Origin of the sequence: Streptomyces pseudovenezuelae (assembly GCF_001513955.1) — a bacterium.
Taxonomy (GTDB): Bacteria; Actinomycetota; Actinomycetes; order Streptomycetales; family Streptomycetaceae; genus Streptomyces; species Streptomyces pseudovenezuelae.
This window is the reverse complement of sequence record NZ_KQ948147.1, coordinates 786,798-810,400: the sequence shown is the minus strand read 5'-3', so window position 1 is coordinate 810,400 and position 23,603 is coordinate 786,798. Positions and strand designations below refer to the sequence as shown.

The following is a 23,603-nucleotide window of genomic DNA, read 5'->3' as shown; positions in this document are numbered from 1 at the left end:
CGTCAACTCCCTGCGGGGGTGCGGATGTTCTTTCGGGCACCGAGCTTGCCGGACTGGGTCCGGAGGAGCCCGGGCGGGTGGGCGGTCACGTCGCCGGGAGGGCTTCCACGGTGACGAATCCCTGTGTGCCGACGGCCGGAAGCCTGGCGTTCGGGCCGTAGAGGAAATCGGCGAGGGCCGGGGTGGCGCGGTAGGCGAAGACCGACGCCGGTACGCCGAGGACCGCCGGGGTGTCGAGGAGGAAGGGGAGTTCGCGGTCCAAGTACTCTCCGCCCGCGGCCAGTTGGTCGGCGGTCGGGGCCCAGTCGGCGGGCATCGTGGTGCGCAGGACGCCGGTGACCATGCGGGCGTGGGTGGCGTGGAACGCGGGCTGCTCCCGGTGCGCGCGGGTGACGCGTTCGAGGGCGGCACGGTAGGCCAGGGTGTCGTAGAAGTCGGAGAACTGCGCGACCCGCAGCCGGGGCGGGTCGATCCGCGTGGCGGTCACGGCGCGGGAGATCCGGTTGGCCGTCTGGCGCACGTCGCGGCGCGCGCGGACCCGGGCGTGCCGGGGTTCGTAGCCGCGGCCGAGGTAGGTGCAGGCGACGGTGTCGGCGTCGGGGTGGGCGATCTCGACCCGGGCGAAGCGGGCGGCGGCCCAGCGCAGCAGCGCGACGAGCCGGTTCTCGGAGAAGTAGCCGTTGCCGGGGCTGATCCCGAGGAACACGTGGTGTCCGGCGTCGACGAGGGCCGCGCAGCGCTCGGAGAAGGGGGTGGCGAGGAAGCCGTCCCCCGAGCGGGCCTCGACCGAGGCTGCCCGGGTCGTCGGCATCGCCCAGTCGTGCATCGGCGCTTCCCCCTCCCTCCGTGCGGACGGTGCGTCGTCGGTTCTCGGGTCCTCGCCACCGAGCCTAGAAGCAGCCGGTGGCCGTGTCGGTCCGTCGACGCGGAACGCGCGCAGATGGCCCAGCGGGTCCCGGGGGTCTCCCGGGCCCAGCCGCCCATCGCGTCCGGTGACGGTGACTAGCCGAGCGGCTTCTCCAGGATCGCCTTGCGGTGGCTGAAGGTCTCGATGGAGTAGCGGCCGTGGTAGTTGCCCATGCCGCTCTCCCCGACCCCGCCGAACGGCAGGTCGGAGACGGTGAGGTGGGCGAGGGGCAGGCCGTAGCCGAGGCCGCCGGAGGAGGTCTCCTCGGCGATGCGGCGCCGTGTCGTGTCGGAGTCGGTGAAGACGTACAGGGCGAGGGGCTTGTCCCGGTCGTTGATGAAGTCGATGGCGGCGTCCAGGCCGGGCACGGTGACGATGGGCAGGACGGGGCCGAAGATCTCCTCCCGCATGACCGGCGCCTCGGGGTCGACGTCGGCGAGGACGGTGGGCGCGATGTACTTGGTCGTACGGTCGCTCGTGCCGCCCACGACCGTGCGGCCGGAGTCGAGCAGGCCGGTGAGCCGGTCGAAGTGCCGTTCGTTGATGATGCGGCCGTACTCACCGGAGTCGGCGGGGTCGCTGCCGTACAGCGTCTCCACGGCGTTCTTCAGGAGCGGCTCCAGGGCGGCCGCCGTCTCCGGGTCGGTCAGGACGTAGTCGGGGGCGACGCAGGTCTGCCCGGCGTTGAGGAACTTGCCGCGGGCCAGGCGGTCGGCGACGACGGTGAGGTCGGCGTCGCGGTCGACGAACGCCGGGGACTTGCCGCCCAGTTCGAGGGTGACCGGGGTCAGGTGCTCGGCGGCGGCGCGCAGGACGACGCGGCCGACCGTGCCGTTGCCGGTGTAGAAGATGTGGTCGAAGCGCTCGGCGAGCAGGGCGGTGGTCTCGGGGATGCCGCCCTCGACGACCGCGACCGCGTCGGTGTCCAGGTAGGCGGGGAGCAGCCGGGCCACGGCGGCGGAGGTGGCCGGGGCCAGCTCGCTGGGCTTGGCGACCACCGCGTTGCCCGCGGCGAGGGCGCCGACCACCGGCGCGAGCAGCAGCTGGGCCGGGTAGTTCCAGGGGGCGATGACGAGGACGACACCGAGCGGGTCGTACTGCGTCCAGGCGCTCGCGTCGGCGCCGAGGTGGGCCGGGACCGGGGCGGACTCGGGACGCAGCCAGTCAGCGAGGTGGTCCAGGGTGTGGTCGATCTCGCGGACGGTGAAGTCGATCTCGGTGCGGAAGGCCTCGGTGGAGCTCTTGCCCAGGTCGGCGTGGAGGGCGGCGGCCAGCTGCGTGCCGTTCTCCGTGAGCAGGTCGCGCAGGCGGCGCAGCTGGGTGGTACGCCATTCGACGGGCTTGGTGCGGCCGCTGCGGAAGGTGGCGCGCAGTCGGGCGACGACGTCGGCGGGCTGCTCGGGGGCGGGGTGGTTCACGGGTGCCTCGCTGGGGGTGCGCGGGCCTTGCGGCCTGGGTCTCGAACGGTCAGATGTATATTGCAACCTTTTCACGGCCGGGCGCATTCCGGGCTGCGGCCGGTACTTTCCGCGACCGGGTCACAGCGACCGGCGACGGTGGTCGAGATAGCTGCGCTCGGCCGGATTCTCGGTGAGTTCCGCGGCCTTCGCGTAGGCGTCCGCGGCTTCCGTGTCGCGTCCGAGGCGGCGCAGCAGGTCGGCGCGGACCGCGTGCAGGACGTGGTAGCCGTCGAGGTCCAGCGCGTCCACCAGGGCGAGGGCCGGCGCGGATCCCTCGGTCTCGGCGACGGCCACCGCGCGGTTCAGGGCCACGACGGGGCTCGGCGCCACGGCCATGAGCTGGTCGTACAGCCGGCGGATCTGCCCCCAGTCGGTGGGGGCGTCACTGTGGACGGCCTGGATGGCTGCCTGGATCTGGTAGGGCCCCGGCTGGTTGCGGCGCAGACACCGCCGTACGAGTGACTGCCCCTCGGCGATGAGCGCGTGGTCCCACCGGGACGGGTCCTGTTCGGGCAGCGGGACGAGTGTGCCGCGGTCGTCGGTGCGGGCTGCCCGGCGGGACTCGATGAGCAGCATCAGGGCGAGGAGCCCGGTGGCCTCGGGCTCGTCCGGCATCAGTTCGGTCAGCAGCCGGCCCAGGCGTACGGCTTCGGCGCACAGATCGGGGGTGCCGCCGTAGCCCTCGTTGAAGATGAGGTAGACGACGGCGAGCACCGCCTTGAGACGGTCGGGGAGGTCGGCGTCGCGGGGGACGCGGTAGGGGATGCGGGCGTCGCGGATCTTGGCCTTGGCGCGGACGAGGCGCTGGGCCATCGTCGGCTCGGGGACCAGGAAGGCGCGGGCGATCTGCGCGGTGCTGAGGCCGCCGAGCAGCCGGAGGGTGAGGGCGACCCGGGCCTGGGGGGCGAGCGCGGGGTGGCAGCAGGTGAAGACGAGGCGGAGCCGTTCGTCGCGCACGGGGCCCTCCTCGGGCGGTGCGTCGGGGGCGTGCAGCAGGGCGGCCTCGGCGTGCCGGGCTCCTCTGGTGGACTCGCGGCGCAGCCGGTCGATCGCGCGGTTGCGGGCGGTGGTGATGATCCAGCCGGCCGGGCTGGGCGGCGGACCGGTCTCGGGCCAGCGCCGCACGGCCGTGGTGAAGGCGTCCTGGACCGCTTCCTCGGCGAGGTCGATGTCGCCGAGGAAGCGCACGAGGACGGCGACCGCACGGCCGTACTCCTCGCGGAAGACGCCCTCGATGTCCAGGGTCATCAGTCCTCGGACTCGTGCTGGAAGGGCCGCACCTCGATGGGCAGGGTGGTGGCCAGGGCCGCCTTGCGCCCCCACTCCAGGGCCGCGTCCAGGTCGGGCGCCTTCACGATGCAGATGCCGCCGAGCTGTTCCTTGCCCTCGGCGTACGGGCCGTCGGTGATGAGCACGTCGCCGTCCCGGGGCCGCAGCACGGTCGAGGCGTCGGGGCTGTGCAGTCCCCCGGCGAAGACCCAGGCCCCGGCCTCGCGCAGCTCCTGGTGGAAGGCGTCGAGCCGCTTGCCGATCTCGGCCAGCACCTCGGGGGCGGGCAGTTCGTCCCAGCCGGGCTGCATGACGTTGAGCAGGTAGTACTGCATGTCCATCTCCTCCTGTGAGTCTGTCTCACCTCCTACACGAACGGCACACCCCCGGATCGACACCGCGCGCGACGGAGTCGGGAGAATCTTCGTCATGACCACCGCACCGCATCCGCTCCTCGCCACCGCCCGGGCCCTCGCCGACGGCCTCCTCGCCCCGCATGCGGCGCGGGTCGACCAGGAGGGCGTGCCCGCGGCTCACCTCGACGCGATCCGGCGCTCGGGTCTGCTCGGGGTGAGCGCGCCGCCGGAGTACGGCGGGGCGGGCGCCCCCGACGCGGTGGCGCGGGAGGTCCAGGAGATCCTCGCCGGGGCGTGCTGCTCCACCTGGTTCGTGCAGACGCAGCACCACTCACCGGTACGGATGCTCGCGCAGGCCGACCAGTCGGTGCGGGAACGACTGCTCGGGCCGCTCGCGAGGGGCGAGCTGCTGTCCGGCATCGCGTTCGCGCACGTCCGCGCGTTTCCCCGGGTGCCAGTGCGGGTCACGGCCGAGCGGGGCGGCTGGCGGTTCGACGGCAGGGTGCCCTGGTACACGGGCTGGGGCCTGAACGACGTGATGCTGCTGGCCGGGGTGAGCGAGACGGACGAGGTGGTCTTCGCGTTCACGGAGGCCCGCGAGCAGCCGGGACTGCGTGCGTCGGAGCCGATGCGGCTCGCCGCGCTCACCGCGGCCCGGACGGTCTCCCTGGCCCTGGACGGCCTGTGGCTGCCCGAGGACGCGCTGGTGCTGCGCACCCCGCAGGAGAAGTTCGCGCTGCTGGACCGGCCCCGCAACACCAACGCCTCCCCCGCCGTCTTCGGGGTGGCGTACGCGGCGCTCCAAGTCCTTGAGGACGCCGGGGAGTCCGAGGTCGCGGGGGCTCTTCGCGGCCCTCTCGACGAGGTGCGCGGGCAGGTGTACGCCCTCGCCGAACACCCCGTCCCGTACGAGCGCGTCGCCGAGAGACTGGCGCTCAAGACGCGGTCGTACGACCTGATGCGGGCCGCCACGACCGCGGCCGTGGTGGCCGGCGGCGGCCGGGCCATGGATCTCGGCGGTACGGCCCAACGGCTGTTCCGTGAGGGGATGTTCCTGCTCGTGCAGGGACAGACGACGGAGGTGCGCCGCGCGCATCTGGACGCGCTGGCGGAGATCTAGCCCAGGAAGTCGACGAGGGCGGCCGTGAGATGCGCCGGAGCGTCCTCCTGGACGAGGTGCCCGGCGCCGGGGACGGTTTCGAGGCGTGCGCCCGGGATGAGCGCGACGAGTTCGTGCCCCTTGTCGAGCGGGATCCAGGTGTCGTCCTCACCCCAGCACACCAAAACCGGGATGGTGATCGCGCCGTACCTGTCCTGCACCTCGTCGGTGTGGCGCTGGTCGGCCTGGGCGATCTGGCGGTAGAAGGCCGCCTGTCCCGGGTCGCCGAGCCAGGGCGCGACGAGGCGGTCGAGGACGGCGGGGTGCAGGCCCGGGCTGCTGGCGGAGCCGACGTACTCGCGGACGAGGGCCCGGTGCAGGGCGGGCGGCAGTTGGCCGAAGACCTCGGAGTGCCGGCCGACGAGTTCGAAGAACGGCGATCCCCACGGGGCCAGCGCGACCGGGTCGACCAGGGTGAGCGAACGGTAGCGGGCGCCGTGCAGCAGATGGGCCCGCAGGGACACGGCACCGCCGAAGTCGTGGGCCACGACCCGGGGTTCTTCCAGCTCCCAGTGAGCCAGGAGCTCGGTGAAGACCCTGCCCTGGGCCGCCAGGGAGACATCCTGGCCGCTGAACATCTCCGAGGCTCCGTAGCCGGGCATGTCCCACACGAACACGTGGTGGCGGCGGGCGAGGGCGCGGGCGACGGCACGCCAGACGTAGGAGGAGAAGGGCGTGCCGTGGAGGAGGACGACCGGGTCCCGGCCCGGATCCCCGAGGCTGTCCCAGCGGACCTCACCGGAGCTGCTGCGGAAGGTCCTGGTCAACGGCCAGTCGCTCACGGGCTGTTCCTCTCGACGGTTGCGCGGGTCGAGCCCGTGAGCGTACGTGGTGACGCGCTAGCTCGCGAACGGCACCTGCGGCGAGGACTCGGCCCGCTCGCCGGCAGGGTGCCGCCACAGGCCCTGGGCGGCGAGACGCGGCAGGACGCCCTCGCCGAACCAGTACGCCTCCTCCAGGTGCGGGTAACCGGAGAGCACGAACTCGTCGATGCCGAGGGCGTGGTACTCCTTGATCCGCTCGGCCACCTCGTCGTGGCTGCCGACCAGCGCGGTGCCGGCGCCGCCGCGCACCAGGCCGATGCCGGCCCACAGGTTGGGGTGGATCTCCAGGCCGTCGCGGGCCCCGCCACCGTGCAGGGCGAGCATCCGCTGCTGGCCCTCCGACTCGCTGCGGGCGAGTCCGGCCTGCACCGACCTGACCGTCTCGGGGTCGAAGCCCGCCAGGAGCCGGTCGGCCTCGGCCCAGGCCTGCTCGGAGGTGTCCCGGGTGATCACGTGCAGCCGTATCCCGAAGCGCAGGGTGCGGCCCTGCTTCGCCGCCAGTCCGCGGATCCAGGCGATCTTCTCGGCGACCTGCGCGGGCGGCTCGCCCCAGGTGAGGTAGACGTCGACGTACTTGGCGGCGACCTCACCCGCGATGGGCGAGGAGCCGCCGAAGTAGACCTCGGGCACCGGGTCGGGCACCCGCGCCAGTTTCGCGTCCTCGACCTGGAGGTGCTCGCCGTGCAGGTCGACGGTCTTGCCCTCCCACAACCCCCTTACGATGTCCAGGAATTCGCCGGTACGGCGGTAGCGGGCGTCCTTGTCGAGGAAGTCCCCGTAGGCCCGCTGCTCGTGGCTCTCCCCGCCGGTGACCACGTTCAGCAGGAGCCGTCCCCCGGACTGCCGCTGGAAGGTGGACGCCATCTGCGCGGCGAGGGTCGGCGAGACGAAACCGGGCCGGAAGGCGACCAGGAACTTCAGCCGTTCGGTGTGCTGGCTCACCATCGCGGTGGTCAGCCACGCGTCCTCGCACCAGGCGCCGGTGGGGGTGAGCGCCCCGACGAAGCCCAGGTCCTCGGCCGCGCGGGCGATCTGGCTCAGGTAGGCGACCGTCGGGGGCCGGTCCCGTCCGGAGACGGTGGCGGGCGTGCCGTGACCGCCGCCCACGACATGGCGGCTGTCGCCGTTGGTGGGCAGGAACCAGTGGAAGGTGAGGGACACGTGGGGTCTCCGTTCGGGTGTCACTTAGAGGAGGCCGTGGCGGGGCGGCCGGGTGCCGTTGAGCACGTACCGGCCGATGTGCTGGATCTTCCAGCGGGTCGGGTCGTGCAGGGTGTGCGTGCGGGCGTCGCGCCAATGCCGGTGCAGATTGAGGGCGTTGAGTGCCGACCGGGTACCGGAGACCTCGAACAGGGCGCTCGCCACGTCCACCGCGGCCTGGGCGGCCTGCACCTTGGCCGCGGCGACGGCGATGGACGCCTCGGCCGCCGAGTCGTCGGCGAGGTCGGCGCGGGCGGCGTCGACGGCTCGGGCCGCTTCCCGCAGCAGCGCCTCGGACGCCCGCACCTGGAGGGCGAGTTCACCGAAACGCTGGATCAGCAGGGGGTCCTCTGCCGCCGAGTCGACTCCGCTCTCGAACCACGGACGGCTCTTCGTCCGGACGAACTCCGCCGCCTCCGCGAGCGCGCCCCCGGCGATCCCGGCGTCGATGGCGGCGTGCAGCAACTGGGCCACAGCTCCGTGGAGTTGGGGGCCCTGGAAGGTGAGGTGGTGGGGCAGGACCCGGTCGGCCGGGACCTCGACGCCTTCCAGGCGGACGGTGCCGCTGGCCGTCGTCCGCTGGCCGAGGCCGTCCCAGTCGTCGATCACGGTGACGCCGGGGGCGTCCCCGGGAACGTAGGCGACGTGCAGCTCGTCGTCCTCCGCGCGGGCCAGCACCGGGATCCAGTCGGCGAACAGGGCGCCGGTGCAGTAGTGCTTGACACCGTCGAGGCGGTACGAGCCGTCCGGCCGCGGGTGCAGGCGGGTGCGGATGTCCAGGACGTGCCTGGTGCCCGCCTCCGACTGCGCGTTGCCGAAGCGGCGGCCGGCGAGGATCTCGGCGAAGAAGAACTTCCGCTGCTCCTCGGTGCCCTGACGGTGAATCACGTTGGCGTACACGAAGTGGCTCTGCGGGATCTGGGCGAGGCTCGCGTCGGCGGCGGCGAGCAGCCGGAAGACCTCGGCGAGGGTGGCGGTGCTCACGTCCGCTCCCCCGTGTTCGGCGGGGACGGTGACGGCGAGCAGCCCGGACGCGGAGAGGCGGTCCAGCTCCGCGCGCGGCAGCCTGCGCTCGGTGTCCCTGGCACTGGCGCCCGCGCGGAACTCCCCGGCGAGCGACGCGGCGACCGCGAGGGCCTCCGCGTCGTCGGCGATCACATGGGCGGTCATGTCCGTCAGCCCGCCGCCGCCAGCACCGGTCGCCGCCCCAGCGCGGTCGAGAACTGGTCGACGACCTGGGCCAGCGCCTCGGTCGCGGCGGGCGCGACGCTCAGCGAGCCGTCCTCGTGCACGCTGATGTCCTTGTCGAGGGTGAACCAGCCCTGCACGATGTGCGCCGCACCCATGGAGCTGAGCACCGGGCGGAGCGCGTAGTCGATGGCCAGGACATGGGCCGTGGAGCCGCCGGTGGCCAGCGGCAGCACGGTCTTGCCTGCGAGGGCGTACTGCGGGAGCAGGTCCAGGAGCGCCTTGAGGACTCCGGAGTACGACGCCTTGTAGACGGGGGTGCCGACGACGACCCCGTCGGCGCGCGCGAACAACTCGGTGGCCTCGACGATCGCCGGGTGCCTGAAGTCGGCGCCGAGCAGGGCCTGGGCGGGGATGGTGCGCACGTCGAGCGGGATCACCTCGTGGCCCTGGGCGGCCAGGCGCCGGTCGAGGTGGCGCAGCAGCCGGTTGGTGCGTGAGGAGGCGGAGGGGCTGCCGGAGACGGACAGGACGGTGGCCATGGGGTCCTCTTTCGGGAGGAGGGGGCGCCCCCTGTTCAGGAGGGGGCGCCCCGGGGAAGCGGTCAGGAGTACCAGGTGGGTTCGGGCAGTTCGCCTTCGAGGACCCAGCGGCCGACCTCGCGGCGCTTGTAGGCGACGGGGTCGTGCAGGGTGTGGGTGCGGACGTTGCGCCAGAACCGGTCCAGGCCCTCCGAGGCGGCCGTGGAGCGGGCACCGGTCACCTCGAAGATCCGGCCGGAGACTTCCAGGGCCACGTCGGTGGCGCGGGCCTTGACGGCGGCGACCCGGACCTCGAAGTCGCCGCGGGTCTTCTCGGTGACCGCGTCGGGGTCGTCGTGCAGCTGCTGTCCCTCGGCGGCGACGGCGTCGGCGAGCGCCTCGGCCGCCCAGAGCTTGGCGGTGAGGTCGCCGTAGGTGTCGATGACGTAAGGCTCGTCGACGGCGCGCTCGTAACCGCCGTGCAGCCAGGAGCGGGACTTCTCCCGGGTGTAGGTGGCCGCCGTCTCCAGCGCGCCGCCCGCGATGCCGAGGTAGAAGTTGACGAAGACCAGCTGGATGGTGGGGACGTTGAGGGTGTTGTAGACGCGCGGCTGGAACACCTTGTCGACGTACCCGGCGGCGCCCGCCCACGGGGTGCGCACGCCGTCGAGGGTGACGCCGCCGCTCTCGGTGAGGCGCTGGCCGATGTTGTGCCAGTCGTCGTGGAAGGTCAGCCCCTCGGAGTCGGAGGGCACGATGGCGAAGATGTGCTGGTCGGTGCCTTCCAGGACGCCTTCGAGGACGGTGACGTCGGAGACCTTGCTGCCGGTGGAGAAGGTCTTGCGGCCGGTGTAGACGAGGTCGTCGCCGTCCTCGGTGACGATGACGTCCTGGTCGCGGGGGTTGACCGCGCCGCCGAAGAACCAGCGGTTACGGGAGGCCTCGGCCTCCACCTGCTCCCACTGTTCGCGGGTGCCGACCAGGCGGGCCGCCCAGAACCACAGGTAGTGGTAGCCGAGGAGCTGGCCGATCGAGCCGTCGGCCTTGGCGACCTCGCGGATCACCCGGTAGGCGGTGGTCCAGTCCTGACCTCCCCCGCCGTGCTCGGTGGGGCCGAGGAGGGTGACGAGGCCGGCGTCCTTGAGGAGCCGCACCTCGGCGTACGGGGTGGCGCCGGCGCGGTCCCGGGCGGCGGCGTCGGTGGCGAGGACGGCGGCGACCTCGGCGGCGCGGGCGATCCACTCCCGCGCGGTGGCGGGGGCGGGGCGGGTGCTCCAGTCGGTGTGCGTGACGGTGCTCATGTCGGTGGCCTCCTCAGACCTGGGCGGGGACGGACTCGGGCAGCTGGGCCTCCAGCTCGCGGACCAGCGGCAGCACCCGTTTGCCGAAGTACTCGACCTCCTCGTGGTAGTGCAGGAAGCCGAGCAGCAGGAGGTCCACGCCGAGCTGCTTGTAGGCGACGATCCGTTCGGCGATCTGCTCCGGTGTGCCGATGAGGCCGGTGCGGAAGCCGTCGTTGTACTGGACGAGGTCCTCGAAGGAGGAGTCCTGCCACATGCCCTTCTTGTCGCCGGTGGACTGGCCCGCCTGTTTGACGGCCGCCCCGAACCCCTCGACGGCCTCGTGGTCGGCCCGGGCGACGATCTCCCGGAGCGTCTCGCGGGCCTCGGCCTCGGTGTCGCGGGCGATCAGGAAGCCGTTGAGGCCGAACTTCGGTGCCGTACGGCCGACTTCGGCGGCGGCCTTGCGGACGTCGGTGAGCTGCTCGGTGACCCCGTCGAAGTCCTTGCCGTTGGAGAAGTACCAGTCGGAGACCCGCCCGGCCATGGCGCGGGCGGCGGTGGAGTTGCCGCCCTGGAAGATCTCCGGGTGCGGCCGCTCCTCGGTGTTGAGGGGCTTGGGCTTGAGGGAGAAGTCTCGCAGCCGGTAGAAGTCACCGGCGAGTTCGGCGTGGTCCTCGGTCCAGATCTTCCTGAGCGCGGTGATGAACTCCTCGGAGCGGCGGTAGCGCTCGTCGTGCTCCAGCCAGGGCTCGCCGAGGGCGGTGAACTCGCCCTTGAACCAGCCCGATACGACGTTCACGGCGAAGCGGCCCTTGGAGAGGTGGTCGGCGGTGGCGCCGAGCTTGGCGAGGACGCCCGGGTGCCACAGGCCGGGGTGGACGGCGGCGATGACCTTCAGACGCTGGGTGGCGAGCAGCAGGGCGAGGCTGAAGCTGGTCGACTCGTGCTGGTACTCGGCGCCGTAGCTGGCCATGTAGCGGACCTGGCTGAGGGCGTAGTCGAAGCCGTTGTTCTCGGCGAGGACGGCGAGTTCGCGGTTGTAGTCGTAGCCCCAGTCGGTGCGCTGCTCGATCTTGCTGGTGACGAGTCCCCCGCTGACGTTGGGGACCCAGTAGGCGAATTGCACGGGCGCGGCAGGCATGCGTGACTCCTGTTGCGGAATGTTTTCGGGCACGCCGAATTCAATAGGTGCGCGGGCGCACGGAATTCAGGCGTGGAAACTCTCGGAGGGAGAGGAAAACGCGGCGGATCGAGGAAGGTTGATCAGGCCGCTGCGCAACAGGAGGCGCTGGAGACGCGCGCGAGGTCGACATGGCGTCGCCGCGTGAGGTCCAGTCGCATCTTCATGTCGTCGATCGTGACAGCCGGCGGCGAGAGGCGTCAAGGAAAACCCGACCGGTCTCGTATCGCGGACCATTGAATTTCACGAACGTGTGACAGGGAAACCCTTGAACGGGCCGGGAATGGGCCCGCATTCTGCTGGGCGTGCGAACAGAACAGCTGGAATACATAGCGGCGGTCACCCGGCTCGGTTCACTGCGCCGGGCGGCGGAGGAACTGCGTCTGTCGCAGCCCGCGTTGAGCGAGACCGTGCGCAATCTGGAGCGGGAGCTCGGGGTCGACCTGCTGGAGCGCAAGCGGTCCGGGGCGACGATGAGCGCGGAGGGCCGGGAGCTGCTGCCGCACATCGCCGGGGTGCTGGAGGCGGTGGACCGGCTGCGGGCGGCGGCGGGCGAGCAGCACCGCGTCAGCCGTATGGTCCGCGTCGGCACGGTGAACGCGGCGACCGTGCCGCTGCTCATCCCGGCGGTCGAGGACTTCCGGGCCGCTCATCCGGTCACCCAGGTGGAGGTGGTCGGCGCGCAGCAGACGGAGATCCAACGGGCCCTGGCGGAGGGCGGTTTCGACCTGGGGCTGGTCAACCACCTCGACGGCGACGACACACCCGCCGGATACGAGTGCACGCGGCTGCTGCACGGGCGGCCGGTGGTGTGTCTGCGCCCGGACAGTCCGCTGGCCGCGCGCAGGTGTGTGTCCGTGGACGAACTGCTGGCCCAGCCGTTGATCGCGATGCGGACCGGCTATGTCATGCATCGTTTCGTCCACCGGCTGCTGGACGGCCGTGACGCGGCCTTCGCCTACTCCACCGACGGGGCCGAGATGGGCAAGCTGATGGTGGCCGAGGGGCTGGGGGTGACCGTGCTGCCGGATTTCAGCGTGGTCGGGGATCCGCTGGAACGGCAGGGCACGATCACCCACCGGCCGATCGAGGGCGACTCGACCCGGGTGTTGCTGATGCTCCAGCGCCGCAGGGCCGAGTCCGTGCCGAGGGCCGCCCGGGACCTGCACGAGGCGTTCGTGCGCCGGGCCGGCCGGCTGGGCGGGACGCTCACCCCGCCCGGCTGAGCCGCCTGTTCAGTCCTCGTCCCGCCCGGGGACCACCACGAGGAACGCGTCGGACTGGATGTCCATCACGACGGTCGCCGGCTCACCCTGCGCCCGCCTCTGCGCCGCGTACTCCTCGGCCGGCCACGACCCGCGCGGAGCTCCCGCTGGAAACCGCTCCAACACCTTCGCGCTCATAGCGGCGGACACCTCCAACATCGCTGACGAACCGTCTCGTACCTGTCCGCTTGCCCGGGATCCGGGAGTACATGTCACGTCTTCGTGGTTTCGCCGACGGAGGTCGGCCACCAGACGCGGGCCCCGATGTCCCGCACGAGCGCGGGGACGAGCAGGGACCGCACGACCAGCGTGTCGAGCAGGACACCGAAGGCGACGATGAAGGCGATCTGGGCGAGGAAGGCCAGCGGGATCACCCCGAGGGCGGCGAAGGTGGCGGCCAGCACGACGCCGGCGGAGGTGATGACCCCGCCGGTGGTGACCAGCCCCCGGGTCATCCCCTGCCGCACTCCGTGCCGCAGCGACTCCTCGCGGACCCGGGACATCAGGAAGATATTGTAGTCGACGCCGAGGGCGACGAGGAAGACGAACCCGTACAGCGGCACGGAGGGGTCGGTGCCGGTGAAGCCGAACACATGGCGGAAGACCAGGGCCGAGACACCCAGCGTGGTCAGGTAGTTGAGGGCCACCGTGGCCACCAGCAGCACGGGCAGCAGCAGCGAGCGCAGCAGGACGACCAGGATGAACAGGATGATCGCGAGGACCACGGGGACGATGAGCGTGCGGTCGTGCTCCGCGGTGCGCAGGGTGTCGTACTGCTGGGCGGTGTAGCCGCCGACGAGGGCGTCGGCGTCCGGCACCCCGTGCAGGGCGGTGCGCAGCCGGGCGACGGTCCGCTTGGCGGTGTCGCTGTCGGGAGCCGCGGTGAGGGTGACGTCGACTCGGGCCCGGCCGTCCACGACCAGCGGATCGGCGCCGGGGCGGCCGGAGGCGCTCACCGGCGTGGCCGAGGCGACCCCTTCGGTCTGCCGGGCCGCGCGGACCACCTCGGTCAGCCGGCCGGCGTCCGCGACGACCACAGCGGGGTTGCCCGAACCTGCCGGGAAGTGCCGGCTCAGGGTCTGCTGGGCGGTCACCGAGGGGGCGTCGTCGACGAAGGTCTCGTCGAGGGGAACGCCCTTGGAGGCGAGGGAGGGCGCGAAGGCGGCACCGGCCAGCAGGACGACGAGGGTGAGCGCCCAGACCTTGCGCGGGGCCCGGTCGACGAGTGCGGCGACCCGGTGCCAGACGCCCTCGCGCTGATCGTCCGCGGTGCGGGGGCGGGCGGGCCAGTAGGCGGCGCGGCCCAGCAGGGCGAGGGCGGCGGGCAGGAAGGTCAGGGAGGTCAGGACGGCGCAGACGATGCCGATGGCGCCGACCGGGCCGAGGGCGCGGTTGTTGGTGAGGTCGCTCAGCAGCAGGGCGAGCAGTCCGAGCGCCACCGTGGCCGCGCTGGCGACGATCGCCGCCCAGGACTGCCGCAGCGCTGCCCGCGCGGCCCTGAACCGGTCGGCGCCGCGGGCGAGTTCCTCGCGGTAGCGGGCCGTGAGCAGCAGGGCGTAGTCGGTGGCGGCGCCGATCACGAGGATGGACAGGATGCCCTGGACCTGCCCGTCGACGCGGACGACGTCGTGGTCGGCGAGGGCGTACACGACGGCGCAGGCGACGCCCAGGGCGAACACCGAGCCCAGGATGATCACCAGTGGCAGGAGCACGCTGCGGTACACGAGCAGCAGGATGACCAGGACGACGGCCAGCGCCACGGCGAGGAGCAGTCCGTCGATCCCGGCGAAGGCGTCGGACAGGTCGGCCTGGGTGGCGGCCGGTCCGGCGAGCCGGACGGTCGTGCCGGGGACGCGCTCGGCGGCGGACCGTATCGCGTCGAGGGTGCCGGGCAGGCTGTCACCGAGGTCGGGGCGGAGGGGGACCACGCCTTCCAGGGCCTTTCGGTCCTCGGAGGGGATCGCGGGGGACACCTCGCCGGCGACTCCCGGCACGTCGGCGAGGGAGCTGAGCACCCGGTCGGCGTCCGGCTTGCGGTCGGCCGCCGCGCCGCCGGTCCAGACGACGATCACGGGGAGGGTCTCGTTCTGCCGGAACCTCTTCTCCTCGGCGATGACCGCGGTCGACTCGGCGCTGCGCGGCAGGAACGCCGCCTGGTCGTTGGTGGCGACCTCGCCGAGACGGCCCGCGAAGGGGCCGAGGGCGCCTCCGGCGACCAGCCAGAGGGCCAGCAGGACAAGCGGGACGAGCACACGGGTGCGTCGGGCGGGGGACATCGGTCTCCAGGGTTCGGGGACAGGTAACTCAATGAAAAACAATCTCAATGATCGAGTTACATCGTGCCGGTGATCGTAGACGACGCCTGTGCTTCCTCCGACGGCCGGTCTGCGGATGCACCCGCCTACGGCGGTGACGCCTGGAGTCTCGTGCGGATCAGGGCCGATCACGCGGGCGCCGGTTGGCCCGTCGACGACAGCGCTGTCCGGGCGGCCGACGGCCGTCTGCCGGCGCTGGGCCGCCTCGATCAGTGCCGTCTTCCGCGGGTCGTCGGCGATGTGCGGGGGCCGGCGATGTTCGGGGGTCGGCGATGTGTGCGGGCTGGATCAGCCGCCGCTCGGCCGCACCGCGGCGAGTTCCTCGTTCAGCGCCTCCAGGAAGCGCACGACCACGGCCAGCTCCTGCTCGCCGAAGCGGGACCGGGCCGCCTCGGTCGCCCCGGCGAGCGGGCGGAAGTACGAGCGCGCGGCGGCCCGGGCGTCCGGTTCGTAGTGGAGATGGACGACCCTGCGGTCCGCGCTCTCCCGCACCCGGCGGATGTGGCCCGCCCGCTCCAGCCGGTCCACGCAGGCGGTCACCGCGCCGGAGGTGAGACCGAGGTGGCGGCGCAGCCCGCTGGGCGTCATCGGCTCCTCCGCGTCCATGATCGCGGCGAGCGCCTGGATGTCGGTGGCGTGCAGACCGTGGTCACCGGCGAAGCCCTGGACGAGGCGGTTGATCTCGCCGTTCATCCGGCGCAGCCGTACCGCGAAGGCGTACAGGTCGGTCGGCGCCCCGCCCGTGCCGGACTCCGGTCGCTCGTCCTGGTCCCGCTGGTTCGCTGTGGCCACGTGATCAGCGTATAGAAGCGCCGCGCTCCCGCGGGCCCGGGCCGCATCCGAACCGGACCCGGCGGTCGAAGTGATCAGCAGGGGACCACAGGAAGGGCGACGACGTGATGGACCACGACGGCACGCGTGCGGGACCTCGGTGTCTGGTGACCGGTGCGACGGGATACATCGGCGGGCGCCTGGTTCCCGAACTGCTCGACGCGGGGCACCGCGTCCGGTGCCTGGCCCGCTCCCCCGACCGGCTGCGCGACCATCCCTGGGCCGGACGTGCCGAGGTGGTGGCGGGTGACGTGACCGACGCCGCGTCCGTCGCCCGGGCCCTGGACGGGGTGGACGTGGCGTACTACCTGGTGCACTCGATGAGTTCCGGCAAGGGCTTCGAGGAGACCGACCGCAGGGCCGCGCGGATCTTCGCCGAGCAGGCCCGGAAGGCGGGTGTGCGGCGGATCGTGCACCTCAGCGGACTCATCCCGGCGGGCGTGCCCGAGGCCGAGCTCTCGCCGCACCTGCGTTCCCGCGCGGAGGTGGCCGGCATCCTGCTCGACTCCGGGGTCCCGACCACGGTCCTGCGGGCGGCGGTCGTCATCGGCTCGGGTTCGGCCTCCTTCGAGATGCTGCGCTACCTGACCGAACGCCTTCCCGTGATGGTCACGCCGAGCTGGGTGCACACCCGCGTCCAGCCCGTGGCGGTCCGCGATGTGCTCCGGGCCCTGGTCGGCAGCGCCCGGATGCCGGCCGACGTCAACCGGGCCTTCGACATCGGCGGCCCGGAGGTGCTGACGTACCGGCAGATGATGCTCAGGTACGCGGCGGTCGCCGGGCTGCCGCGCCGGGTCATCCTGCCGGTTCCGGTGCTCACGCCCGGCCTCTCCAGCCACTGGGTGGGCCTGGTGACGCCGGTGCCCGCCTCGATCGCCCGGCCGCTCACCGAGTCGCTGCGGCACGAGGTGGTCTGCCACGAGAACGACATCGTCCGCCGTCTCCCCGGCCCGCCAACCGATCCGATCGGCTTCGACGACGCCGTACGACTGGCTCTGCAGCGGGTGCGGGACGCGCGGGTCACCACCCGGTGGTCGTCGGCCTCGGTGGCGGGCGCCCCCAGCGATCCGCTGCCCACCGATCCCGACTGGGCCGGCGGAAGTCTCTACAGCGACCACCGGGAGCTCCTCGTGGACGCCTCGCCCGAGGCGCTGTGGCGGGTCGTCGAGGGCATCGGCGGGGAGAACGGCTGGTACTCCTTCCCGCTCGCGTGGGTGGTACGAGGGTGGCTGGACCGGTTGGTCGGCGGTGTCGGGCTGCGCCGGGGGCGCCGGGACGCGGCACGGCTGCGGGTCGGCGACTCGCTGGACTTCTGGCGGGTGGAGGCGATCGAGCCGGGCAGGCTGCTGCGGTTGCGGGCGGAGATGCGGCTGCCGGGCCTGGCCTGGCTGGAGATGTCGGTGGCGACCGACAGCGGCGGCCGCACCCGCTACCGGCAGCGCGCCCTGTTCCATCCGCACGGTCTGCTCGGCCAGGCCTACTGGTGGAGCGTGTCGCCCTTCCACGCGATCGTCTTCGGCGGCATGGCCCGCAACATCGCCCGGGCCGCGGGGAGTTCGACATCCCGTGATCCCGAGCACGCCCCCGTCCACTGACCTCCCGGCTCCTCACCGCACCCCGGAGTACGCACCATGAGCATCTCGGTCGTCCTGTTCACCTGTGACCTGCGCCTGCACGACCACCCGCCGCTCGCCGCGGCCCTCGACGGCACCGAGCAGGTCGTGCCGCTGTTCGTGCGGGACCGGGCCGTGGACGCCGCAGGGTTCGCCGCACCCAACCGGCTGGCGTTCCTCGCCGACTGTCTGCGCGACCTCGACGCCGGTCTGCGCGAGCGGGGCGGCCGGCTGGTCCTGCGCTCCGGCGACCTCGTCGACCAGGTGCGCAAGGTCGCCGCCGAGGCGGACGCCGACGAGGTGCACATGACGTCCGACGTCAGTGCCCACGCCCACCGCCGGGAGGAGCGGCTGCGCGGGGTCCTGGAGGCGGAGGGCGTACGGCTGCACGTGCACGACACGGTGACCACGGCCGTCGCCCCCGGCGGGGTGGTCCCGGCCGGCTCGGACCACTTCGCCGTCTTCACGCCCTACTTCCGCCGCTGGTCCCAGGAGCGGCTGCGGGACCCGCTCGCGGCCCCGCGCACGGTAACGGTCCCGGACGGCGTCGACTCCGAACCGCTGCCCTCCCGCGACGACGTGCCCGGACTCTCGGAAGGACTCGCCGCGGGCGGCGAGACGGAGGGCCGCAAGCGGCTCACCGCCTGGCTTCGGACCGGCCTGGCCGGGTACGAGGACCGCCACGACGACCTGGCCGGCGACGCGACCTCACGGTTCTCCCCGCATCTCCACTTCGGGACCCTCTCCCCCGTCGAACTCGTCCACCGGGCCCGCCGGGCGGGCGGTCCGGGCGCCGAAGCCTTCGTACGGCAGCTCGCCTGGCGCGACTTCCACCGCCAGGTGCTCGCCGCCCGCCCCGCCGCGGCCGCCGCCGACTACCGCACCCAGCACGACCGTTGGCGCTCCGAGCGGACCGCCGGCCAGGACATCGAGGCGTGGAAGGAGGGCCGCACCGGCTACCCGATCGTCGACGCGGCGATGCGCCAGCTGCGTCACGAGGGCTGGATGCACAACCGCGGCCGCCTGCTGACCGCGAGCTTCCTGACCAAGACGCTGTACGTGGACTGGCGGATCGGCGCCCGGTACTTCCTCGACCTGCTCGTCGACGGGGATCTCGCCAACAACCAGCTCAACTGGCAGTGGATGGCAGGCACGGGCACCGACACCCGCCCCAACCGGGTCCTCAACCCGGTCACCCAGGCCAAGCGGTACGACCCCGACGGCTCGTACGTCCGCCGCTGGGTGCCCGAACTGGCCGCTCTGGAGGGGCCCGCGGTGCACGAGCCGTGGAAGCTGCGGGGGCTGGACCGGGCCGCGCTGGACTATCCGGATCCGATCGTGGAGCTGTCCGAGGGGCTCGCCCGTTTCAAGCAGGCGCGGGGCCGCGACTGAGGTCAGGCGGGCGCCGTGAGCGGCCCGGCCGCGTACAGAGCGGCCAGGCTGTCCAGGGCGTCCTGGAAGCTCGTCGGCCGCAGCATGCCCTGGCCGGAGCGGCCGACCCAGCCGGGCCCGCCGAGCATCACCACGGGCCTTCTGCGGGCGCCCTTCACGCCCCACTGGGCTCCGGCGATGTGCCGGGCCAGTGGCAGGCTCGCCGTGGAGCGGGCCTGCGCCCACAGGACGACGGCCACCGGACCGAGCCGGTCCACCGCGGCGGTCAGCGCCTCCACGGGGACGGCGGCCCCGAACATCCGCGTGGGCAGGCGCAGTTCACCCAGGCCGGCGTTGAGCGCCTCCAGCGCCAGGGTGTGCTGCTCGCCGGGGACGCCGGCCAGCACGACCGGACCGGCGCCGAGCGTGTCGCCCTGCCGGGCCGGGGGGCGGGAGCGGCGGCGCAGGGCGGTGGACATGTGCCAGGACAGCAGGTGCTCGACCTCGACGTAACGGTCCCCGGACGAGGCCCACTTGCGGCCGACGGCGTGCAGCGTGGGCACCATCACCTCCTGCCAGGCGACGGCCAGACCGTGGGTCTCGATCGCCGCGGCCAACTGCTCCTCCACGGCGGGCGCGTCAAGGCGGACGGCGGCGCGGGCCAGGCCACGGCACTCCTGGCGCACATCGCCCAGGGGGAGCGTGCCGGCCGCCCGGGACCGGACGGAGGTCGCGGGGTCCGGCGGCACTGCGCCACCGGGCCCGGACGCCGCCGACTCCTTGGCCGCGCGGGCCGCTTCGGCGGGCGGCACCCCCGTCGAGGTGAGCCGGCACATCGACTCCAGCACGGCGATGTCACGCGGGGTCCAGCGACGGTGCCTGCCGTCGGTGCGGACGGCGGGGCCGATGCCGTAGCGGCGGTCCCAGGAGCGCAGCGTGGTGGGCGAGACCCCGAGACGACGGGCCAGGGCTCCGGTGGTGAGGCGCGTCGCGGCGTCGGGCGATCCCGGCCGGGTCCGCGCCCCCTCCTCGTCCGGTATGTCAGTCATGGGGCGACTATACGACGCAGAACCGATGCGAGTTGATGCCCCCGCTCCCAAACAACGCCTGCGGCAAGGGTGGCGCCGGATCACGAACCCTGAATCGCATTCGATGCAGAAACGGTGCGGTGATCCTCCTCCGGACCCGAGCGCCGGGCCGCTCCGGTGGCGCCACCTCCGCGCCCAGGCCCTCCCACCTCTACACATAAAGGAAAAATAAGCGCAGAATGGATCCAGGCGGCGCTTACCGCACACCGCACCAGACGCGGTCAGGCCAGCAAGTCGAAGGAGACGAGTCATGGCCAACGTCTCGCACACCAGAGGGGACATCACCAGCCACCCCGATGCCTCGGAGATGCGGGAGCGCTACGCCCGCATGCTCGGCGGTCGCGACGTGGCGCTCGTGGACGGACCGGTGTTCCTGCTCGGTCTGTACTGCGCCGTGTCCCCCTGGATACTCCACTACACGACGAGCCAGCCCGCCCTCGTGACCCACAACCTCATCGTGGGCATAGCGATCGGTCTGCTGGCCCTCGGATTCACCCAGACCCCCGAGCGCATGTACGGCCTGAGCTGGGCCTTCTGCGCGGTCGGCATCTGGATGATCATCGCCCCCTGGATCGTCGGCGAGAGCCCCGACGCCGGTGTGGCGCTGAACAACATCGTCATCGGTGCCCTCGCGGTGATCCTGGGGCTGATGTGCACCGTCACGGCGGCGAAGAGCGCCCCCAGGCCGTAGAGGATCTACGGCACAGGAGCCAGCAGAAGACAGCGGTACGCGGCGCCGCGGCAGGAGTCATCGCAGGAACGCCCCGAGTTCGTGCCGGTGCCCCGCGACCCATCTCTCCGCGGCCCGCACCTCGGCCACCGCCCCCCGCTCGCGCAGCCCGATCATGGCCCGCTCCCCCCGCAGGGCCCCCGCTTCGATCCCCCTCCAGCAGCGGTCCTGCCACCACAGCACCGTGTCCAGCAACCCGTCCCGCTCGTCGAGCCCGTAGGCATCGCAGATCAGCCGGATGCGGCGGGCGGTCGCGCGTACGTCCGTGACGCCCGGCCCCAGGTCGAGGTACTGCCAGCACACATGGGCGAGGTCGTGGATCCGCTCGCCCGGCGCGGCCAGGTCCCAGTCGATGAACGCGACCGGCCGCCCTGCCGCGTACACGGTGTTCTTCGGCGCCAGGTCGTGGTGGCAGACGACGTCCCGGTCCCCGGCGAGCGCCGTGCCGTGCGTCAGGTCGTGGAAGGCGCGGACGAGTCGGGCCACCTCCGTGAGGGCCTCGTCGGTGCGGGCCGCGGCGCGCTCGGGCGCGGTCACGGCGGCCCGCCCGGCGATGTACCCGAAGGTCTCGCGGCCGCACGCGTCGGCGCCGAGGAACCGCGGCGCGCCCCGCCAGCCGACGTCCTCGAACAGGGCGAGCAACTCCCGCACGAATCCCGACCGTTCGGACGGGGATCGCCGCACGGTGTCTCCCACCCGGACGACCTCGTTGACGGCGCCGCCGCCGAGCACGGACTCCTCCACCTGAGCGCCTCCTCGGGGCAGGATCGGCTCATGGACACGAACCGAACCCTCACCCTCGTCCCACCGGTGCGTCTCGAAGGCTACGGCGTCCGGCTGCGCGAGTGGTCCGAGGCCGACCTCGCCGACCTGGTCGCGCTCTACGACGATCCCGAGATGGCCCGGTGGACGCCCGTGGCCTCGCCGTTCGACCTGGACGCGGCGCGGGCGTACCTGGCCGGGGCACGGGAGGGGCGGGCCGAGGGGCGGAGGATCCAGTTGGCCGTGACCACCGACGGGGGCCTTCCCCGGGGTGAGGTCCTGCTGTTCCGCAGCGGGGCGGACGAACAGGACGTGGAGCTGGCCTACGGGGTCGGACCCGCCCATCGGGGGCAGGGGTTGGCCGGACGGGCGGTGCGGCTGGCCGCCGAGCACACCGTCCGGGAGATCCGGCCGCGCCGGGTGGTGCTGCGCATCGACGCCGCCAACGTGGCGAGCGAGGCGGTCGCCCGGGCCTGTGCGTTCGAGCTCACGGACGAGCCGCCGGTCAGGAGGGTGTCTCGGGGCCGGGAGGTCGTGCTTCGCACCTGGCGGCTGCGCCCCTGAAACCCCGTGGCCCGTGCCGTGATCGACGGGGGCTTCCCCCGCGCCGGACTCGCTCCCGGCGCCTCGTCGAGCGTGCGCCCGCCGGCACGCTGCGCGTGGTGACCGACGGGCGCACGGTGATCGGCTTCGCGGCCGAGGTGACGGCCGCCACCGGGTGGGTCCCGGCGCGGCTCAGCTGACGTTCAGTGCCGTGTCGTCGATGACGAACGACGTCTGGAGCGTGGAGCCCTCCGTGCCGGTGAACTTGAGGGTGACGGTCTGGCCGGCGTAGCCCGCCAGGTTGAGGCTGCGCTGTGTGTAGCCGGAGGACGCGTTGAGGTTCGAGTACGTGGCGAGGGTGCTCAGTACCGTGCCCGAGCTGTTGAGCACCTGCACCTTGAGGGTGTCGTAGGCGGTGCTGGTGGTGGTCTCGGCGGTGTCGACGTGCAGGTAGAAGCTGAGCGTGGCCGTGGTGCACGCGGCCGGGACGGTCACCGACTGGGACAGGGTGTCGGTGTGCGCGGAGCCGTAGCCGTCGAGCCAGGCGTAGTAGGAGCCGGTGCGGGCGGACTCGTCGGTGGAGTTCGTGATCACACCGCTGCTCGTGGTCCAGGTCGAACTGCCCGACTCGAAGCCGCTGTTGCCGAGGAGCTGTGCCGACGCGCAGGTGGAACCGCCGCCGTCGTCCCCGCCGCCGCTGCTGCTCCCGCCGGCCAGCCATTCCGTGGCGTTGAGGGCGAGGGCCGCGTTGGTGGCGCCCGAGTCGTTCCAGCCGTCGTAGAGGGTGTTGCCGGACTGGCCGGTGCCGTCGTCGATGGGTGAGCTGTCGCCCCAGAAGGCGACCCGGCCGCTGCCGAAGGTGCTGGTGGCGAAGAAGGCGCCGGTGTTGCCCGAGTAACCGGTGCGGTAGAGCAGGCCCTTGACGTTCGCGTTGTCGGCGGGCTTGAGAGTGGCCGTGGTGCCGCTGGCGATGAGGCTCTTGGTGACGGTGCCGAAGGAGCCGTGCAGCACGGGGTTGCCGCTGTCGCTGATCGCGCTCGGGTAGTCGGAGCTGATGCTGAGCGAGTCGATGGAGAAGCCGAACGGGTCGGTGGAGTCGACGCTGTTGTCGGTCATCAGGTCGTTGAGGATCTCGACCGCGTCCTCGGCGTCGTTGTTGCGGTCGGCGCCGGTGTGGTCGGAGATCATGAAGAGGCCGCCGCCGTTCTTCACGAAGGTCATGATCGCCGTCTTCTCGGCGGTCGTGAAGAGCGTGTTGGGCTCGGGCAGGACCAGGGTGTCGAAGTTCGACAGGTCGGTGGCGGAGGAGCCGCCGTAGGTGAGAGCGCTCGTCGCGGTCTTGAGGCTGTAGTCGCCGGTCTTCTGCAGGGCGACGCCCCAGGAGGAGAGGGCGCCGGTCCAGTCGGTCTCGGCGGAGGGCGAGGAGTCCTGACCCAGCGGGTCGGGCTTGCTGGTGGAGACGATCCAGTCCGCGTTGCCCGCCTCCTCGGCGTGGCCGTCGTCGAAGAGGATCCGGTGCGGGGTGGCAGCGGCGGCGGGGGTGGCGGTGGCCTGCACGGTGACGCCTGCGGCGAGGAGACCGAGGCCGGCGAGGACGGCGCCGAGTCCGTGGCGGGGAAGGGTGAGCCCGAGCATCCGGCATACCTCCGTGAGGAGTTGGGGAAGGGTGATGCGGGGACGGGAACTACGCGCATAGATACATGATGAATTTGAACGGTACATGACAGCCAGAAGGCTG

General features: G+C 72.5%; 23 protein-coding genes. 6 read left to right on the top strand and 17 right to left on the bottom strand.

Annotation, left to right across the window (positions count from 1 at the left end):
• Nucleotides 1-85: 85 nt before the first annotated feature.
• The 4 genes from AQI94_RS19905 to AQI94_RS19890 all read right to left on the bottom strand — a co-directional run bounded on the left by AQI94_RS19905 (nt 86) and on the right by AQI94_RS19890 (nt 3,971).
• Complete coding sequence (locus AQI94_RS19905) at nt 86-826, bottom strand: tRNA-dependent cyclodipeptide synthase (protein ID WP_031039194.1); 741 nt, start codon at nt 824-826, stop codon at nt 86-88.
• Nucleotides 827-1,002: 176 nt separating this feature from the next.
• Nucleotides 1,003-2,325 carry an aldehyde dehydrogenase family protein gene (locus AQI94_RS19900; RefSeq protein WP_031039197.1) on the bottom strand — a complete coding sequence of 441 codons (1,323 nt, stop codon included), beginning with the start codon at nt 2,323-2,325 and terminating at the stop codon, nt 1,003-1,005.
• A gap of 120 nt (nt 2,326-2,445) precedes the next feature.
• Nucleotides 2,446-3,615, bottom strand: a complete 1,170-nt coding sequence (locus AQI94_RS19895; RefSeq protein ID WP_031039199.1) for an RNA polymerase sigma factor — start codon at nt 3,613-3,615, stop codon at nt 2,446-2,448.
• Nucleotides 3,615-3,971, bottom strand: a complete 357-nt coding sequence (locus tag AQI94_RS19890) for a YciI family protein (protein ID WP_031039202.1) — start codon at nt 3,969-3,971, stop codon at nt 3,615-3,617. Before AQI94_RS19890 ends, AQI94_RS19895 begins: the two co-directional genes overlap by 1 nt.
• Nucleotides 3,972-4,065: 94 nt before the next feature.
• Here AQI94_RS19890 and AQI94_RS19885 point away from each other — a divergent pair, with 94 nt between their 5' ends.
• Nucleotides 4,066-5,112, top strand: coding sequence for an acyl-CoA dehydrogenase family protein (locus AQI94_RS19885; protein ID WP_031039204.1), 1,047 nt, complete (start codon nt 4,066-4,068; stop codon nt 5,110-5,112).
• Here the strand turns inward: AQI94_RS19885 and AQI94_RS19880 are convergent.
• The 7 genes from AQI94_RS19880 to AQI94_RS46570 form a co-directional block, all read right to left on the bottom strand.
• Nucleotides 5,109-5,933: an alpha/beta fold hydrolase gene (locus AQI94_RS19880; RefSeq protein WP_031039207.1), complete on the bottom strand. Its 825-nt coding sequence runs from the start codon at nt 5,931-5,933 to the stop codon at nt 5,109-5,111. The two genes, AQI94_RS19885 and AQI94_RS19880, sit on opposite strands and share 4 nt — an antisense overlap.
• 57 nt (nt 5,934-5,990) lie before the next feature.
• Nucleotides 5,991-7,136, bottom strand: coding sequence for an LLM class flavin-dependent oxidoreductase (locus AQI94_RS19875; protein ID WP_031039210.1), 1,146 nt, complete (start codon nt 7,134-7,136; stop codon nt 5,991-5,993).
• A 24-nt stretch (nt 7,137-7,160) separates the two neighbouring features.
• Nucleotides 7,161-8,345 (bottom strand): SfnB family sulfur acquisition oxidoreductase, encoded by a 1,185-nt coding sequence (locus tag AQI94_RS19870; RefSeq protein WP_031039212.1) that lies wholly within the window; start codon nt 8,343-8,345, stop codon nt 7,161-7,163.
• A 5-nt stretch (nt 8,346-8,350) separates the two neighbouring features.
• Nucleotides 8,351-8,905 carry an NADPH-dependent FMN reductase gene (gene ssuE, locus AQI94_RS19865; RefSeq protein ID WP_031039216.1) on the bottom strand — a complete coding sequence of 185 codons (555 nt, stop codon included), beginning with the start codon at nt 8,903-8,905 and terminating at the stop codon, nt 8,351-8,353.
• A gap of 62 nt (nt 8,906-8,967) precedes the next feature.
• The gene (locus tag AQI94_RS19860; protein ID WP_031039219.1) at nt 8,968-10,185 is read right to left on the bottom strand and encodes an acyl-CoA dehydrogenase family protein; all 1,218 of its coding nucleotides are present in this window, start codon (nt 10,183-10,185) and stop codon (nt 8,968-8,970) included.
• A gap of 13 nt (nt 10,186-10,198) precedes the next feature.
• Nucleotides 10,199-11,308, bottom strand: coding sequence for a dimethylsulfone monooxygenase SfnG (sfnG, locus tag AQI94_RS19855; protein ID WP_031039222.1), 1,110 nt, complete (start codon nt 11,306-11,308; stop codon nt 10,199-10,201).
• A gap of 122 nt (nt 11,309-11,430) precedes the next feature.
• Nucleotides 11,431-11,508, bottom strand: coding sequence for a putative leader peptide (locus AQI94_RS46570; protein ID WP_350786652.1), 78 nt, complete (start codon nt 11,506-11,508; stop codon nt 11,431-11,433).
• Between the two features lie 144 nt (nt 11,509-11,652).
• Between AQI94_RS46570 and AQI94_RS19850 the strand changes: the two genes are divergently transcribed.
• Nucleotides 11,653-12,573 (top strand): LysR family transcriptional regulator, encoded by a 921-nt coding sequence (locus AQI94_RS19850; RefSeq protein ID WP_031039225.1) that lies wholly within the window; start codon nt 11,653-11,655, stop codon nt 12,571-12,573.
• Between the two features lie 9 nt (nt 12,574-12,582).
• On the opposite strand, the gene AQI94_RS19845 is transcribed toward AQI94_RS19850, so the two are convergent.
• The 3 genes from AQI94_RS19845 to AQI94_RS19835 form a co-directional block, all read right to left on the bottom strand.
• The gene (locus AQI94_RS19845) at nt 12,583-12,771 is read right to left on the bottom strand and encodes a hypothetical protein (protein ID WP_030325729.1); all 189 of its coding nucleotides are present in this window, start codon (nt 12,769-12,771) and stop codon (nt 12,583-12,585) included.
• Nucleotides 12,772-12,824: 53 nt separating this feature from the next.
• On the bottom strand, nt 12,825-14,888 hold the full coding sequence (locus AQI94_RS19840) for an MMPL family transporter (protein WP_031039229.1): 2,064 nt from the start codon (nt 14,886-14,888) through the stop codon (nt 12,825-12,827).
• 327 nt (nt 14,889-15,215) lie between these two features.
• A complete protein-coding gene (locus AQI94_RS19835; protein WP_031039231.1) occupies nt 15,216-15,719 on the bottom strand; it encodes a MarR family winged helix-turn-helix transcriptional regulator in 504 nt (167 codons plus the stop codon).
• A gap of 107 nt (nt 15,720-15,826) precedes the next feature.
• Between AQI94_RS19835 and AQI94_RS19830 the strand changes: the two genes are divergently transcribed.
• Together AQI94_RS19830 and AQI94_RS19825 are read left to right on the top strand one after the other, a co-directional pair.
• Complete coding sequence (locus tag AQI94_RS19830) at nt 15,827-17,353, top strand: SDR family oxidoreductase (protein ID WP_031039234.1); 1,527 nt, start codon at nt 15,827-15,829, stop codon at nt 17,351-17,353.
• A 36-nt stretch (nt 17,354-17,389) separates the two neighbouring features.
• The gene (locus AQI94_RS19825; RefSeq protein WP_031039238.1) at nt 17,390-18,763 is read left to right on the top strand and encodes a cryptochrome/photolyase family protein; all 1,374 of its coding nucleotides are present in this window, start codon (nt 17,390-17,392) and stop codon (nt 18,761-18,763) included.
• Nucleotides 18,764-18,765: 2 nt separating this feature from the next.
• Here the strand turns inward: AQI94_RS19825 and AQI94_RS19820 are convergent, their stop codons facing one another.
• Nucleotides 18,766-19,791 (bottom strand): MerR family transcriptional regulator, encoded by a 1,026-nt coding sequence (locus tag AQI94_RS19820; RefSeq protein ID WP_031039243.1) that lies wholly within the window; start codon nt 19,789-19,791, stop codon nt 18,766-18,768.
• Between the two features lie 289 nt (nt 19,792-20,080).
• Here AQI94_RS19820 and AQI94_RS19815 point away from each other — a divergent pair, with 289 nt between their 5' ends.
• Entirely contained in the window at nt 20,081-20,521 is a 441-nt protein-coding gene (locus tag AQI94_RS19815; protein WP_031039245.1) for an SPW repeat protein, read from the top strand.
• Nucleotides 20,522-20,578: 57 nt separating this feature from the next.
• Here the strand turns inward: AQI94_RS19815 and AQI94_RS19810 are convergent, their stop codons facing one another.
• On the bottom strand, nt 20,579-21,304 hold the full coding sequence (locus AQI94_RS19810; protein ID WP_031039248.1) for a phosphotransferase: 726 nt from the start codon (nt 21,302-21,304) through the stop codon (nt 20,579-20,581).
• Between the two features lie 30 nt (nt 21,305-21,334).
• Between AQI94_RS19810 and AQI94_RS19805 the strand changes: the two genes are divergently transcribed.
• Complete coding sequence (locus AQI94_RS19805) at nt 21,335-21,886, top strand: GNAT family N-acetyltransferase (RefSeq protein WP_031039252.1); 552 nt, start codon at nt 21,335-21,337, stop codon at nt 21,884-21,886.
• Nucleotides 21,887-22,057: 171 nt separating this feature from the next.
• Here AQI94_RS19805 and AQI94_RS19800 read toward each other — a convergent pair whose 3' ends face one another.
• A complete protein-coding gene (locus tag AQI94_RS19800; protein ID WP_031039255.1) occupies nt 22,058-23,500 on the bottom strand; it encodes a M6 family metallopeptidase in 1,443 nt (480 codons plus the stop codon).
• Between the last annotated feature and the right edge of the window lie 103 nt (nt 23,501-23,603).

Coding starts and splice junctions, on each gene's coding strand:
- AQI94_RS19905 (WP_031039194.1), bottom strand. CDS start 826: ATGCACGACTGGGCGATGCCGACGACCCGGGCAGCCTCGGTCGAGGCC.
- AQI94_RS19895 (WP_031039199.1), bottom strand. CDS start 3,615: ATGACCCTGGACATCGAGGGCGTCTTCCGCGAGGAGTACGGCCGTGCG.
- AQI94_RS19890 (WP_031039202.1), bottom strand. CDS start 3,971: ATGCAGTACTACCTGCTCAACGTCATGCAGCCCGGCTGGGACGAACTG.
- AQI94_RS19885 (WP_031039204.1), top strand. CDS start 4,066: ATGACCACCGCACCGCATCCGCTCCTCGCCACCGCCCGGGCCCTCGCC.
- AQI94_RS19870 (WP_031039212.1), bottom strand. CDS start 8,345: ATGACCGCCCATGTGATCGCCGACGACGCGGAGGCCCTCGCGGTCGCC.
- ssuE (WP_031039216.1), bottom strand. CDS start 8,905: ATGGCCACCGTCCTGTCCGTCTCCGGCAGCCCCTCCGCCTCCTCACGC.
- AQI94_RS19860 (WP_031039219.1), bottom strand. CDS start 10,185: ATGAGCACCGTCACGCACACCGACTGGAGCACCCGCCCCGCCCCCGCC.
- sfnG (WP_031039222.1), bottom strand. CDS start 11,308: ATGCCTGCCGCGCCCGTGCAATTCGCCTACTGGGTCCCCAACGTCAGC.
- AQI94_RS46570 (WP_350786652.1), bottom strand. CDS start 11,508: ATGCGACTGGACCTCACGCGGCGACGCCATGTCGACCTCGCGCGCGTC.
- AQI94_RS19845 (WP_030325729.1), bottom strand. CDS start 12,771: ATGTTGGAGGTGTCCGCCGCTATGAGCGCGAAGGTGTTGGAGCGGTTT.
- AQI94_RS19840 (WP_031039229.1), bottom strand. CDS start 14,888: ATGTCCCCCGCCCGACGCACCCGTGTGCTCGTCCCGCTTGTCCTGCTG.
- AQI94_RS19830 (WP_031039234.1), top strand. CDS start 15,827: ATGGACCACGACGGCACGCGTGCGGGACCTCGGTGTCTGGTGACCGGT.
- AQI94_RS19825 (WP_031039238.1), top strand. CDS start 17,390: ATGAGCATCTCGGTCGTCCTGTTCACCTGTGACCTGCGCCTGCACGAC.
- AQI94_RS19820 (WP_031039243.1), bottom strand. CDS start 19,791: ATGACTGACATACCGGACGAGGAGGGGGCGCGGACCCGGCCGGGATCG.
- AQI94_RS19815 (WP_031039245.1), top strand. CDS start 20,081: ATGGCCAACGTCTCGCACACCAGAGGGGACATCACCAGCCACCCCGAT.
- AQI94_RS19805 (WP_031039252.1), top strand. CDS start 21,335: ATGGACACGAACCGAACCCTCACCCTCGTCCCACCGGTGCGTCTCGAA.
- AQI94_RS19800 (WP_031039255.1), bottom strand. CDS start 23,500: ATGCTCGGGCTCACCCTTCCCCGCCACGGACTCGGCGCCGTCCTCGCC.